This is a genomic window from Acinetobacter tjernbergiae DSM 14971 = CIP 107465 (genome assembly GCF_000374425.1).
Classification (GTDB): domain Bacteria; phylum Pseudomonadota; class Gammaproteobacteria; order Pseudomonadales; family Moraxellaceae; genus Acinetobacter; species Acinetobacter tjernbergiae.
The window spans coordinates 203,920-218,607 of record NZ_KB894355.1 but is presented as its reverse complement, the minus strand read 5'-3'; the positions used below and the strand labels follow the sequence as shown (position 1 = coordinate 218,607).

Here is a 14,688-nt window from a genome sequence, read left to right as displayed (position 1 = left end):
AGGAAAATCAAATGGCTAAGGCTAAGTTTGAACGTAATAAACCACACGTAAACGTGGGTACAATTGGTCACGTTGACCATGGTAAAACAACTTTAACTGCTGCGATTGCAACTATTTGTGCAAAAACTTACGGCGGTGAAGCGAAAGATTACTCACAAATCGACTCAGCTCCTGAAGAAAAAGCACGTGGTATTACAATTAATACTTCACACGTAGAATACGATTCTCCAATCCGTCACTACGCTCACGTAGACTGTCCTGGTCACGCCGATTATGTTAAAAACATGATTACTGGTGCTGCTCAGATGGATGGCGCGATCCTTGTATGTGCTGCGACTGATGGTCCAATGCCACAAACTCGTGAACACATCCTTCTTTCACGTCAGGTTGGTGTACCATTTATTCTTGTATTCCTTAACAAGTGTGACCTTGTTGATGATGAAGAATTACTTGAATTAGTAGAAATGGAAGTTCGTGAACTTCTTTCTACTTATGACTTCCCTGGTGATGACACTCCAATCATCCGTGGTTCAGCGCTTCAAGCATTAAACGGTAATGACGGTCCTTACGGTGAAGCATCAGTTCTTGCACTTGTTGAAGCGCTTGATACTTATATTCCAGAACCAGAACGTGCAATCGACAAAGCATTCTTAATGCCAATCGAAGATGTATTCTCTATCTCTGGTCGTGGTACTGTAGTAACAGGTCGTGTTGAATCTGGTATCGTTAAAGTTGGCGAATCAGTTGAAATCGTTGGTATCCGCGATACAGTTGTAACGACTGTAACTGGCGTAGAAATGTTCCGTAAACTTCTTGACGAAGGTCGTGCGGGCGAGAACTGTGGTGTTCTTCTTCGTGGTACTAAGCGTGAAGACGTACAACGTGGTCAAGTACTTGCTAAACCAGGTACAATCAAGCCGCACACTAAATTCGATGCAGAAGTATATGTACTTTCTAAAGAAGAAGGTGGTCGTCATACTCCATTCCTTAACGGTTACCGTCCACAGTTCTACTTCCGTACAACTGACGTAACTGGCGCAATCCAATTACAAGACGGCGTAGAAATGGTAATGCCAGGTGACAACGTTGAGATGTCAGTAGAATTAATCCACCCGATCGCAATGGATCCAGGTCTACGTTTTGCAATCCGTGAAGGTGGTCGTACTGTAGGTGCCGGTGTTGTTGCGAAAGTAACTGTATAATATTGTGTTGTACCCAGATTGGAAGATTCTGCTTTCGGTCTGGGTTGTAAGTTGGTTGTTCAGTAAGAGGATATGACCTCTAAACTGGATGTTGGGCTGAGCCCCTTCTAGTCTATAACTTTTTTTAAATAAAAAAGCTTGATTCTGGCTAAGTTGTCATATAATAAGTCGCGAATTCTACGACGAGTAAAAAAATGTCGAATGATAAATCGCGTGACGCACTAAGCGACGCGCCAATCCCTCAAAGAAATAATGCTGTAGAAGTTGTAAGCTCTAGTTCTCCACTTGACATTGTTTTGTGGTTGATTGCTATAGCTTTATTGGTTGGTTCGGCATTGGTAAATCAACATTTACCTGCCCATTGGGCGCCTGCAAATGATATTTGGGTGCGTGTTGGGGTGGTTTTGGCTTGTATCGTAGTCGCTTTAGGTTTATTATACGCCACCCATCAAGGTAAGGGCTTTTTGCGTTTATTGCAAGATGCGCGAATTGAGCTGCGTCGAGTGACTTGGCCAACAAAACAAGAGACGATCACGACATCGTGGCAAGTTCTTTTGGTTGTGGTTGTTGCATCATTACTTTTATGGTGTTTCGATTACGGGTTAGGTTGGTTTATTAAGTTAATTATCGGGTAAGAGCGCAATGAAACGTTGGTATATTATTCATGCCTATTCAGGCTTTGAAAAACAAGTAATGCGTTCGCTTAATGATCGAATCCAGCGCAGCGCTGTTATTGATAGTTTTGGTGAAGTCCTTGTCCCTACTGAAGAAGTAGTGGAAATGAAGGATGGTAAGAAGCGTAAGTCTGAGCGTAAATTCTTTCCGGGCTATGTATTAGTCGAGATGGAAATGAATGATGATACTTGGCATATCGTAAAAGAATGTCCAAAGGTTCTTGGTTTTATTGGTGGTACACCAGAAAAACCAGCACCAATTTCTCAACGTGAAGCTGATGCAATTCTTGCGCGTGTACGTAACACTGGTGAGGCACCTCGTCCTAAGACGATGTTTGAGCCTGGTGAAGAATTACTCGTTGTTGATGGTCCGTTCACTGACTTTAAAGGGGTCGTGGAGGAAGTTCAATACGAAAAGTCACGTTTAACGTTGACAATTAATGTATTTAATCGACCAACTCAGGTTGAACTCGAGTTTCGACAAGTCGAAAAAACGATTTAATCTGCGTAGGTTGATAAGCGCCCGATTTGATCGGGCATTGTTGTTCTAACACTTCGGTGTTGTTTAATTTTTTTGGGGAGCCTAACGGCGTCTGTACCCAGAGGTAATTTTCAATGGCTAAGAAGATTGACGGCTATATCAAGCTGCAAGTTCCAGCTGGTAAAGCAAATCCATCTCCACCAATTGGTCCTGCTTTAGGTCAACGTGGTGTAAACATCATGGCATTCTGTAAAGAATTCAATGCTGCTACACAAAAACTTGAAGTTGGCTTGCCAATTCCTGTTGTGATCACTGTGTACAACGATAAGTCGTTCACTTTTATCATGAAAACTCCACCTGCATCTATTCTTCTTAAGAAAGCTGCTGGTATTCAAAAGGGTTCTTCTGTACCAAACAAAACTAAGGTTGGTAAGTTGACTCGTGCTCAGTTAGAAGAAATCGCGACTACTAAAGAACCAGACTTAACTGGTGCTGATTTAGACGCTCGTGTGCGTACCATTGCTGGTTCTGCACGTTCTATGGGCTTGGAAGTGGAGCTATAAGACATGGCAAAGTTAACTAAACGTCAAAAAGCCATTGCTGCAGCTATTGAAGCAAACAAAGTTTACACTTTGGAAGAAGCAGTACAAGTTCTTAACAGCCTTCCAGCTGCGAAGTTCAAAGAATCTTTAGATATCTCTGTAAATCTTGGCGTAGATCCACGTAAATCTGATCAGGTTGTTCGTGGTGCGACGACTTTACCTGCGGGTACTGGTAAAACTGTACGTGTTGCAGTATTTGCTCAAGGTGCTGCTGCAGAAGCTGCGAAAGCTGCTGGTGCTGATATCGTTGGTTTTGATGACCTTGCTGAAAGCATTCAAGGTGGAAACCTTGATTTCGACGTTGTGATTGCTGCTCCTGATGCAATGCGTGTTGTTGGTAAGCTTGGTACAATTCTTGGTCCACGTGGCTTAATGCCAAACCCTAAAGTGGGTACAGTAACTCCTGATGTTGCTAACGCGGTTAAGAATGCTAAATCTGGTCAAGCACGTTACCGTGTAGACAAGGGTGGTATCATCCATGCTGCAATCGGTCAACTTGGTTTTAGCGAAGAAGCTGTACGTCAAAACGTTGAAACTTTAATTGCAGATTTAAAACGTTTAAAGCCTGCAACTTCTAAAGGTGTATACGTTAAAAAGATCACTTTGAGCTCAACTATGGGCCCTGGTTTGATCGTTGATGTAAGCAACGTTTCTAAGTAATTAGAAAAAATTTTAAAGCCTTAGATTTACTCTTGGAGTAAATCTAAGCAAACTTTGAATTGATAAATAAATATTTATCAGCGTCAAAGACCTCAGACGAAGTGATTCTTTTTAGATGAACTTCTTAATATCTCAGTCTGAGTAGACGTGGTGGTGTGATTTGTTCCTCCTCCACGTGTAGGTCGAAAGACTTACGAATTGGGAGTGTGCCTGTTAGGTGCATAAATCACCGTTAGGAGGTTTTACAATGGCTCTTCTTATCGAAGACAAAAAACAGATCGTTGCGGAAGTAAGTGAAATTGCTTCTACTGCGTTCGCTGCCGTTGTTGCTGACTACCAAGGTTTAACAGTTGAGCAATTAACTACTCTTCGTGTTGAAGCTCGTAAACTAGGTGTTGCTACACGTGTTGTACGTAATACTTTAGCTAAACGTGCGCTTCAAGATACGCAATTCGCGATCTTGAATGACAACCTTGTTGGTCCAACAATCTTAGCATTCTCAACTTCTGAAGACGATATGGGTGCTGCTGCACGCTTGTTCGAAGAATTTGCTAAAACTAACAAAGCATTTGAATTAAAAGCTGCTGCATTTGACGGCAAACTTTATCAAGGTGCAGACGTTAGCGTTATTGCGAATCTTCCGAACCATGAAAAAGCGCTTACTATGCTTGCATCTGTTCTTCAAGCTCCTATTTCGAAATTGGGTCGCTTACTTACAGCGCTTCAAGAGAAAAACGAGTCAGAAGCTGCTTAAGCTTAAATCTACTTTCACACCATTCAATACCCATTTGGAGTTACTCTCATGGCTTTAACAAACGAAGAAATCTTAAACGCAGTTGCTGAAAAAACTGTTCTTGAACTTGTTGAACTTATTTCAGCTTTCGAAGAAAAATTCAACGTATCTGCTGCTGCTGTAGCTGTAGCTGCTGGTCCTGCTGCTGCTGCTGAAGAAGAGCAAACTGAATTCAATGTTGAATTGACTTCTTTCGGCGCGAACAAAGTTGCTGTAATTAAAGCAGTTCGTGAAGCAACTGGTCTTGGTCTTAAAGAAGCGAAAGATCTTGTTGAAAGTGCTCCTACAGTTCTTAAAGAAGGCGTTTCTAAAGAAGACGGCGAAGAACTTAAGAAGAAACTTGAAGAAGCTGGTGCTACAGTTACAATTAAGTAATGTGTAGGGAGTCGATTTTTTTATAATCGGCTCCAAAAAATGGCTGATGGCTCTTGGGTCATCAGCCTTTTTGCGTTACAATAATCGGCTCGTTTTTTGTTAGTTTTACGTTTGAGTGCGTGTTTTTCAAACAAATAACAGAAAATCAAACGCTTACCAATATTTTTTTGCCTATAAAAATATTGTTAAGCGTTTTAATACCACTAAAAATTGCAGCATTTGTAAACAGTGGTGGCCATATCGGCCTGCGTAATTCCTTCTAAGCCCGTTCTGCAGGCGGGTTTAGTTTACTTTCCGAGGACTCCAGATGGCATACTCATATACCGAAAAGAAACGGATCCGTAAGAATTTTGGTAAATTGCCCCATGTAATGGAAGCACCGTACTTACTTTCGATTCAGGTCGATTCGTATCGTACATTCTTACAAGGCGGTAAAACTCCAAAAAATCGCGAAGATATCGGTCTCCAAGCCGCATTTCGTTCAGTTTTTCCTATTGAAAGTTATTCTGGCAATGCTGCTTTAGAATTTGTTGAGTATAGTCTTGGTAAGCCCGAGTTTGACGTACGTGAATGTATTTTACGTGGTTCAACTTATGCAGCACCAATGCGCGTAAAAATTCGTTTGATTATTAAAGATCGTGAAACGAAATCAATTAAAGATGTTCGTGAACAAGAAGTCTACATGGGTGAAATGCCACTCATGACCGATAACGGTACTTTTGTTATCAATGGTACTGAGCGTGTGATTGTGTCTCAGTTACACCGTTCGCCAGGTGTATTCTTTGATCATGATAAAGGTAAGACCCATTCAAGTGGTAAAGTGTTGTATTCGGCACGTATTATTCCTTACCGTGGTTCATGGTTAGATTTTGAATTTGATGCTAAAGATCTTGTTTATGTGCGTATTGACCGTCGTCGTAAACTATTAGCAACTGTAATTCTGCGCGCTTTAGGCTATGCAAATGCACAAATCTTGAATTTATTCTATGAAAAAGTGCCTGTATATCTTGATATGGGTAGTTATCAGATTGATCTTGTGCCAGATCGATTACGCGGTGAAATGGCGCAGTTTGATATTGCCGATAATGACGGTAAAGTCATTGTTGAACAAGGTAAACGTATTAATGTACGTCATGTACGTCAAATGGAAGCGGCTAATTTAGCCAAACTTTCTGTACCTGATGAGTATTTATATGAACGTATTACCGCTGAAGATATTACCTTAAAAGATGGTGATGTGATTCCTGCAAATACGCTGCTTAGTCATGAAGTCATGGTGAAGTTAGCTGAAGGTGGCGTTAAACAGTTCAATATCTTGTTTACTAATGATATTGATCGTGGCTCTTTTATTGCTGATAGTTTACGTGCAGACACAACTTCAGGGCGTGAAGAAGCATTAGTAGAAATTTACAAAGTAATGCGTCCAGGTGAACCACCAACAAAAGAAGCTGCTGAAAACTTATTTAATAATTTATTCTTCTCTTCTGAACGTTATGACCTTTCTCCAGTAGGTCGCATGAAGTTTAACCGTCGTTTGGGTCGTCCTTACGAAGTGGGTACAGATCAGAAATCGCGTGAAGTTGAAGGTATTTTATCGCACGACGATATCATCGATGTACTGCGTACATTGGTTGAAATTCGTAACGGTAAAGGTGAAGTCGATGATATCGACCACTTAGGTAACCGTCGTGTACGTTCTGTTGGTGAAATGACAGAAAACCAATTCCGTGTTGGTTTAGTTCGTGTTGAACGTGCTGTTAAAGAGCGTTTAAGCCAAGCAGAGACAGATAATTTGTCTCCACAAGATTTAATCAATGCGAAACCAGTTGCTGCTGCAATCAAAGAATTCTTTGGTTCAAGCCAATTGTCTCAGTTCATGGATCAAAACAATCCATTGTCTGAAATTACACATAAACGTCGTGTATCTGCGCTTGGCCCTGGTGGTTTGACACGTGAGCGTGCGGGCTTCGAAGTCCGTGACGTACATCAAACTCACTATGGTCGTGTTTGTCCAATTGAAACGCCTGAAGGTCCAAACATTGGTTTGATCAACTCGCTTTCTGTCTATGCAAAAGCGAATGACTTTGGTTTCTTGGAAACACCATACCGTAAAGTCGTTGATGGTCGTGTGACTGATGAGGTTGAATATTTATCTGCAATTGAAGAAGTTGGGACTGTGATTGCACAGGCCGATTCTGGTGTAGATAAAGATGGTAACTTAACAGAAGAAATGGCTTCTGTACGTCATCAGGGCGAATTTGTACGTATGCCACCTGAAAAAGTGACGCATATGGACGTATCTGCTCAGCAGGTTGTTTCTGTTGCTGCATCGCTTATTCCGTTTCTTGAACACGATGATGCGAACCGTGCATTGATGGGTTCAAACATGCAACGTCAGGCTGTTCCGACATTGCGTGCTGACAAGCCGCTTGTTGGTACGGGTATGGAAGCAAACGTAGCACGTGATTCTGGTGTGTGTGTGATCGCAGACCGTGGTGGTGCGATTGAATATGTTGATGCATCTCGTATCGTGATTCGTGTAAACGAAGATGAAATGATTGCGGGTGAAGCGGGTGTAGATATCTATAACCTGATCAAATATACACGTTCAAACCAAAATACCTGTATCAACCAAAACGTTATCGTAAACTTGGGTGACAAAGTTGCTCGTGGCGATATCTTGGCTGATGGTCCATCGACTGATATGGGTGAACTTGCGCTTGGTCAAAACATGCGCGTCGCGTTCATGACATGGAACGGTTATAACTACGAAGACTCGATCTTACTTTCTGAGCGTGTACTTCAAGAAGACCGTTTAACGTCGATTCATATCCAAGAATTGTCATGTGTAGCGCGTGATACTAAGTTAGGTGCAGAAGAAATTACTGCCGATATTCCTAACGTGGGTGAAGCTGCACTGTCTAAGTTGGATGAGTCTGGTATTGTTTATATCGGTGCTGAAGTGACTGCGGGTGACATCCTTGTTGGTAAGGTAACGCCTAAAGGTGAAACTCAGTTAACACCTGAAGAAAAACTACTTCGCGCGATCTTTGGTGAAAAAGCTGCTGACGTTAAAGACTCTTCTTTACGCGTTCCATCTGGTACCAAAGGTACTGTGATTGACGTTCAAGTCTTTACGCGTGATGGTTTGGAAAAAGATGAACGTGCTCAAGCCATTGAGAAAGCTCAGCTTGATGCATACCGTAAAGATTTGAAAGAAGAATACAAAATCTTCGAAGAAGCAGCACGTGAACGTATTGTTCGTTTGTTGACAGGTCAAGAGTCTAACGGTGGTGGCTCAACTAAGCGTGGTGATAAACTTTCTGCAGATGTCTTGTCTGGTTTAGAGCTGGTTGATTTACTTGAAATTCAACCGACTGATGAAGCAATTGCAGAGCGTTTAACTCAGATTCAAGTGTTCTTGAAAGAGAAGAGCTACGAAATTGACGAGAAGTTTGCAGAGAAGAAACGTAAACTTTCTACAGGTGATGAATTAACAACGGGTGTATTGAAAGTTGTTAAGGTTTACCTCGCTGTTAAACGTCGTATCCAGCCTGGTGATAAGATGGCGGGTCGTCATGGTAACAAAGGTGTTGTATCTAACATCTTACCTGTTGAAGACATGCCTCATGATGCGAATGGTGTGCCAGTCGATATCGTATTGAACCCATTGGGTGTACCGTCACGTATGAACGTGGGTCAGATTCTTGAGACTCACTTAGGTATGGCGGCGAAAGGTCTTGGCGATAAAATCGAAAAAATGTTGAAAGAACAGCGTACAGTGATTGAACTGCGTGAATTCTTAGACAAGATTTATAACAAGGTCGGTGGTGAGCAAGAAGAGCTTGACAGCTTAACTGATGCGGAAGTCTTGGCACTTTCAGGCAACTTACGTGCTGGTGTTCCATTGGCAACGCCTGTATTTGACGGTGCTGAAGAAAGTCAGATTAAAGACTTACTTGAATTGGCAGACATCTCACGTACGGGTCAAACGGTATTGTTTGACGGACGTACAGGTGAACAGTTTGATCGTCCTGTAACTGTAGGTTACATGTACATGCTCAAATTGAACCACTTGGTTGATGACAAGATGCATGCGCGTTCAACGGGTTCTTACTCACTTGTGACTCAACAGCCGCTTGGTGGTAAAGCACAATTCGGTGGTCAGCGTTTCGGTGAGATGGAAGTATGGGCACTTGAAGCATACGGTGCTGCATACACGCTCCAAGAAATGCTTACAGTGAAGTCGGATGACGTCGAAGGTCGTACACGCATCTATAAGAACATTGTAGATGGTAACCATTATATGGATCCGGGTATGCCTGAATCGTTCAACGTATTGACCAAAGAGATCCGTTCTTTAGGTATCAACATTGAACTGAAAAATGGTGACTAAATCCCCCTCGATCCCCCTTTGTTAAAGGGGGAAGTTCCCCTCTTTTTCAAAGAGGGGTTAGGGGAGATTTCATAATTTCAGTAAAAAACAATATTTGTGACCCAGTCGGGTGAGCGTAGCTCCCCGACACACGGAGAAAAAAATTGAAAGACTTGCTCGATATCATGCGTAAGAAAACGGATTCAGAAGGTCATGCACCTGTTGAATTTGACCGTATCCGTATTGGTCTTGCGTCACCAGAGATGATTAAGTCATGGTCTCACGGTGAAGTTAAAAAGCCTGAAACCATTAACTATCGTACGTTTAAACCTGAACGTGACGGTTTGTTCTGTGCCAAAATTTTTGGTCCAGTAAAAGATTATGAATGCTTGTGTGGTAAATACAAGCGTATGAAATATAAAGGCGTCATTTGTGAAAAATGTGGCGTTGAAGTAACCACTGCAAAAGTTCGTCGTGAGCGTATGGGTCATATTGACCTTGCATCTCCAGTTGCACATATTTGGTTCTTAAAATCATTACCAAGCCGTATCGGTTTACTTCTTGATATGACATTACGTGATATCGAACGCGTATTGTATTTCGAATCTTATGTTGTCACTGATCCTGGTATGACTCCGTTTGAAAAGTACCAACTTTTAACAGACGAAGAATATTACAATGCACTTGAAGAACACGGTGATGAATTCACCGCGAAAATGGGTGCAGAGGCGATTCAAGATTTATTGAAAGATATTGATCTTGAGGCTGAAATTGCACGTTTGCGTGAAGAAATTCCTCAAACAACCTCTGAGACGAAACTTAAAAAAGCGTCTAAGCGTTTGAAATTGATGGAAGCATTCAATGATTCCAACAATAAGCCTGAATGGATGGTAATGAATGTACTACCAGTACTTCCACCAGACTTGCGTCCGCTTGTACCACTTGAAGGTGGTCGTTTCGCGACTTCAGACTTAAATGATTTATATCGTCGTGTAATCAACCGTAACAACCGTTTGAAGCGTCTTCTTGATCTTGCTGCGCCAGACATCATCGTACGTAACGAAAAACGTATGTTACAAGAGTCTGTGGATGCATTGCTTGATAACGGTCGTCGCGGTCGTGCAATTACGGGTTCGAACAAACGTCCATTGAAATCTTTGGCAGATATGATCAAAGGTAAACAAGGTCGTTTCCGTCAAAACTTGTTAGGTAAGCGTGTTGACTATTCGGGTCGTTCGGTCATTACTGTTGGTCCTACTTTACGCCTTCACCAATGTGGTCTTCCGAAGAAGATGGCACTTGAATTATTCAAGCCATTCATTTTCGCAAAATTACAAGCATCTGGTCAGGCAACAACCATTAAAGCTGCGAAGAAAATGGTTGAGCGTGAGACTCCAGAAGTTTGGGACGTTTTAGCATCAGTCATTCGTCAACATCCAGTCATGTTGAACCGTGCACCAACGCTTCACCGTTTAGGTCTTCAAGCATTTGAACCTATCTTAATTGAAGGTAAAGCGATCCGTTTACACCCTCTCGTTTGTGCTGCGTTCAACGCCGACTTCGATGGTGACCAAATGGCGGTACACGTTCCATTGACATTGGAAGCACAGTTAGAAGCACGTGCATTGATGATGTCAACGAACAACATCTTGTCACCTGCTAATGGTGAGCCAATCATCGTTCCTTCTCAAGACGTGGTTTTGGGTCTTTACTACATTTCTCGTGATGCAGTAAATGCCAAAGGCGAAGGCATGGTGTTTGCAGATACCCATGAAGTGAACCGTGCATTGGCAACAGGAAAAGTTGCGATTCATGCGCGTGTAAAAGTACGGGTACATCAGACTGTAATTGATGAAAATGGTCACCGTGAACAGCAAACTATTATTGTTGATACGACACCTGGTCGTTGCTTGTTATGGGAAGTTGTTCCACAAGGTTTAAGCTTTGATATGATCAACCTTGAGATGACCAAGAAAAACATCTCGAAGCTAATCAACTCTTGCTACCGTAAATTGGGTCTAAAAGATACAGTGATTTTCGCTGACCAATTGATGTATTTGGGCTTCCGTCAAGCGACGCGTTCAGGTGTATCTGTTGGTATGGAAGACATGTTGATTCCACCAAACAAAGAAGCGATTATTGCTAAATCTGAAACAGAGGTTCGCGAAATCGAACAACAGTTTGAGCAAGGTTTCGTAACTGCGGGTGAGCGTTATAACAAAGTAGTCGATATTTGGGCACGTACCAACGACCAAGTTGCGAAAGCAATGATGGATAACTTGTCTTACACTGTTGTGAAAAATAAACAAGGTGAAGATGAGAAACAGAAATCATTTAACTCAATTTATATGATGTCTGACTCAGGTGCCCGTGGTAGTGCGGCGCAGATCCGTCAGCTTGCTGGTATGCGTGGTTTGATGGCGAAACCAGATGGTTCGATCATTGAAACCCCAATTAAAGCAAACTTCCGTGAAGGTTTGACGGTACTTCAGTACTTCATTTCAACACATGGTGCGCGTAAAGGTTTGGCCGATACTGCATTGAAAACTGCAAACTCTGGTTACTTGACTCGTCGTCTTGTAGACGTGGCACAAGATTTAGTGATTACTGAATCTGATTGTGGTACGGCTGGTGGTTTAATGATGACGCCATTCATTCAAGGTGGTGACGTGATCGAGCCATTACGTGATCGCGTATTAGGTCGTGTAACTGCTGAAGATGTACGTCGTGCCTCTGATGATGAAGTTGTATTAGCACGTGGTACATTGATTGACGAAAAAATCGCTGCACAGCTTGAAGAAGCGGGTGTTGATGAAGTTAAAGTTCGTTCAGTCATTGCCTGTCAATCAACGTTTGGCGTATGTGCTAAATGTTATGGCCGTGATTTGGCTCGTGGTCACTTAGTGAACCCTGGTGAGTCTGTTGGTGTAATGGCAGCTCAGTCAATTGGTGAGCCTGGTACACAGTTAACGATGCGTACGTTCCACGTTGGTGGTGCTGCGAGCCGAACGTCTGCTGCAAATAGCATTCAAGTTCGTAACAAAGGTACAGTACGTTTCCATAATGTGAAAACAGTTCAGCATGCTAAAGGTCACTTAGTATCGGTTTCTCGTTCAGGTGAAATTGGTATTGCAGATGACTTAGGTCGTGAGCGTGAGCGTTATAAGATTCCTTATGGTGCGAATATCATTATCAAAGATGGTGAAGCTGTTGACGCTGGTGGTATCGTAGCGACTTGGGATCCACATACTCATCCACTTGTTACCGAAGTTGCGGGTAAAGCACGTTTCAGCCAAATCGCTGATGGTGTAACTGCAACATCGAAGACAGATGATGCGACAGGTATGACCACTGTTGAAATTTTACCAGTGACTGCACGTCCTGCTTCTGGTAAAGATTTACGTCCTGCAATCGTGTTGGATACAACCGATGGTGGCGAACAATTCTACTTCTTACCACAAAACACAATCGTAACCGTTCGTGATGGTGCAACAATTGGTGTGGGTGATGTACTTGGTCGTGTACCACAAGAAACTTCACGTACACGTGATATTACCGGTGGTCTTCCACGCGTAGCGGATTTATTTGAAGCACGTAAACCAAAAGAACACGCGATTCTTGCAGAAGTTTCAGGTGTTGTGAGTTTTGGTAAAGAGACCAAAGGTAAGAACCGTTTAGTGATTAGCCCAGATGATGGCTCTGAGATTTACGAAGAGTTGATTCCAAAATGGCGTACCATTAACGTGTTTGAAGGTGAGCATGTGAACCGTGGTGAAACCATTTCTGATGGTCCACAAAATCCACATGACATCTTGCGTTTGAAAGGTGAAGTTGCATTAACGAATTACATCGTGAACGAAGTTCAAGACGTTTACCGTCTCCAAGGTGTAAAAATCAACGATAAGCATATTGAAGTTATTGTACGTCAAATGTTGCGTAAAGTTGATATCACTGATGGCGGTGACACAAGCTTCATTAAAGGCGAGCAAGTGGATTACATCCGTGTTGTTCAAGAGAACCAAGCTGTGTCAGCACAGAATAAATTCTCTGCGAAGTTTGAACGTCAATTGATGGGTATTACTAAAGCATCGCTTTCTACAGATTCATTCATCTCTGCTGCATCGTTCCAGGAAACAACACGCGTGTTAACTGAAGCGGCTGTAACAGGTAAAGAAGATGACTTACGTGGTTTGAAAGAAAACGTTGTTGTAGGTCGTTTGATTCCAGCTGGTACGGGTCTTGCGTATCACTTAGAACGTCGTCGTCAAGAATCTGAAGCGGCAGAAATTGAACTTCATAATGATTTCAGTGATGTTGATCAAGCATTTAGTCAAGCATTAAACTCAGATCAGTTCTAAATTTGAAATGATTGAAAAAGGCACCTCAGGGTGCCTTTTTTATGTTTGAAAATTGCAATTTCACAGCATGACCGCTTTAAAGTGATTAGCTTTTTGCAATTCAAATAATATCAATTAATGAGTTTGTATAAATTGATTCACAGCCTCGGTATATTCATTATTTTTTCCTAAGAACCGATTTATTTCAAGATGTGAAAGTGGAAGTGCCAATAACTGTGCTTGGGTGCCGAGTCTTTGCGCTTGTTGAACAAATTGTTGTGCTTGAATACATGGTTGATCTGGACGAGTTGTTGAACAAACAGCAAGGAAATTAGGTAAAGCTTGATGTAGTTGCAAAGCAGGCGATAGTGCTTTCCAATTTGAGGGTTGATTGCCAAAGGCTTGATCATAAAACTGAGCATGTCGAGCTTGCATAATCTTTTCGACATCATAAGCAGCACTGTCTAAAGCAATGGTGCTGCGCCAAGCTTGAGGTTGTGATGTTAACCAAGCGGGACGTGTGCTGAGTAGGCTAACTAAATGTGCGCCAGCGGAATGTCCCATCAGAACAAGTTGTTTGGGGTCAGCATGCCAATCAGATGCGTGGTTTTGAATATAAATTAATGCTGCTGCGACATCTTGAGTTTGCTGTTGTACTGTTGCACCAGGAAGTAATCGATAATTGATAGAAATAAATATCCAACCTCGTTTGCCCCAATACTCCACTTTATTTTTGGCTACTGCCATATTATTTTTATCCCCTATGCTCCAAGCACCGCCATGTACCATAACAATTAATGGTGCTGGTTGTTTTTCTACTAGAGGTTGAGACGGAAAATAGATATCCATTCTTTGTTCAGGATGATGACCATAAGCAACATTTTTCAATGAGTTCATTTTGGCTGTTGTTTTGATATTGAACAAATTTGCATGTGCTGATGGATTGAGGCAGAGTAATATCAGCATCGAGAGAACAACAAATATTTTCATTCTTTTTACCTTTCAAATGTGAATGCTACAGTGAATTCAGGATTCTTTTTGCCATGATTATTGGATGAAAGGCTCTAACTTATTTGCTCAGGTTGATTTCAAACTAGCAAGGTGATCGTTTAGAGGTCAAATGATTTTTTTAGGCTGTTAGCGGTTATTACAAAAAGCAAAGAATGCACTTAGAGCAATTACATAATCT

At 42.0% G+C, this 14,688-nt stretch carries 10 protein-coding genes; 9 read left to right on the top strand and 1 reads right to left on the bottom strand.

Annotation, left to right across the window (positions count from 1 at the left end; genetic code table 11):
• Positions 1-11: 11 nt before the first annotated feature.
• The 9 genes from tuf (at position 12) to rpoC (ending at position 13,520) form a co-directional block, all read left to right on the top strand.
• Positions 12-1,202 (top strand): elongation factor Tu, encoded by a 1,191-nt coding sequence (gene tuf, locus C502_RS0103635; RefSeq protein WP_018679175.1) that lies wholly within the window; start codon positions 12-14, stop codon positions 1,200-1,202.
• A gap of 194 nt (positions 1,203-1,396) precedes the next feature.
• A complete protein-coding gene (gene secE, locus C502_RS0103630; RefSeq protein WP_018677502.1) occupies positions 1,397-1,837 on the top strand; it encodes a preprotein translocase subunit SecE in 441 nt (146 codons plus the stop codon).
• Between the two features lie 7 nt (positions 1,838-1,844).
• Positions 1,845-2,378, top strand: a complete 534-nt coding sequence (nusG, locus tag C502_RS0103625) for a transcription termination/antitermination protein NusG (protein ID WP_018677501.1) — start codon at positions 1,845-1,847, stop codon at positions 2,376-2,378.
• 113 nt (positions 2,379-2,491) lie between these two features.
• Positions 2,492-2,920, top strand: coding sequence for a 50S ribosomal protein L11 (gene rplK / locus C502_RS0103620; protein WP_004637639.1), 429 nt, complete (start codon positions 2,492-2,494; stop codon positions 2,918-2,920).
• A 3-nt stretch (positions 2,921-2,923) separates the two neighbouring features.
• Positions 2,924-3,619: a 50S ribosomal protein L1 gene (gene rplA, locus C502_RS0103615; protein WP_018677500.1), complete on the top strand. Its 696-nt coding sequence runs from the start codon at positions 2,924-2,926 to the stop codon at positions 3,617-3,619.
• Positions 3,620-3,866: 247 nt separating this feature from the next.
• Complete coding sequence (rplJ, locus tag C502_RS0103610) at positions 3,867-4,373, top strand: 50S ribosomal protein L10 (protein ID WP_018677499.1); 507 nt, start codon at positions 3,867-3,869, stop codon at positions 4,371-4,373.
• Between the two features lie 48 nt (positions 4,374-4,421).
• A complete protein-coding gene (gene rplL, locus C502_RS0103605; protein ID WP_018677498.1) occupies positions 4,422-4,787 on the top strand; it encodes a 50S ribosomal protein L7/L12 in 366 nt (121 codons plus the stop codon).
• Between the two features lie 307 nt (positions 4,788-5,094).
• Positions 5,095-9,183: a DNA-directed RNA polymerase subunit beta gene (rpoB, locus tag C502_RS0103600; RefSeq protein WP_023274799.1), complete on the top strand. Its 4,089-nt coding sequence runs from the start codon at positions 5,095-5,097 to the stop codon at positions 9,181-9,183.
• Between the two features lie 143 nt (positions 9,184-9,326).
• Entirely contained in the window at positions 9,327-13,520 is a 4,194-nt protein-coding gene (gene rpoC / locus C502_RS0103595; protein ID WP_026315731.1) for a DNA-directed RNA polymerase subunit beta', read from the top strand.
• Between the two features lie 114 nt (positions 13,521-13,634).
• Here rpoC and C502_RS0103590 read toward each other — a convergent pair whose 3' ends face one another.
• Positions 13,635-14,489, bottom strand: coding sequence for an alpha/beta hydrolase (locus C502_RS0103590; protein WP_018677495.1), 855 nt, complete (start codon positions 14,487-14,489; stop codon positions 13,635-13,637).
• Between the last annotated feature and the right edge of the window lie 199 nt (positions 14,490-14,688).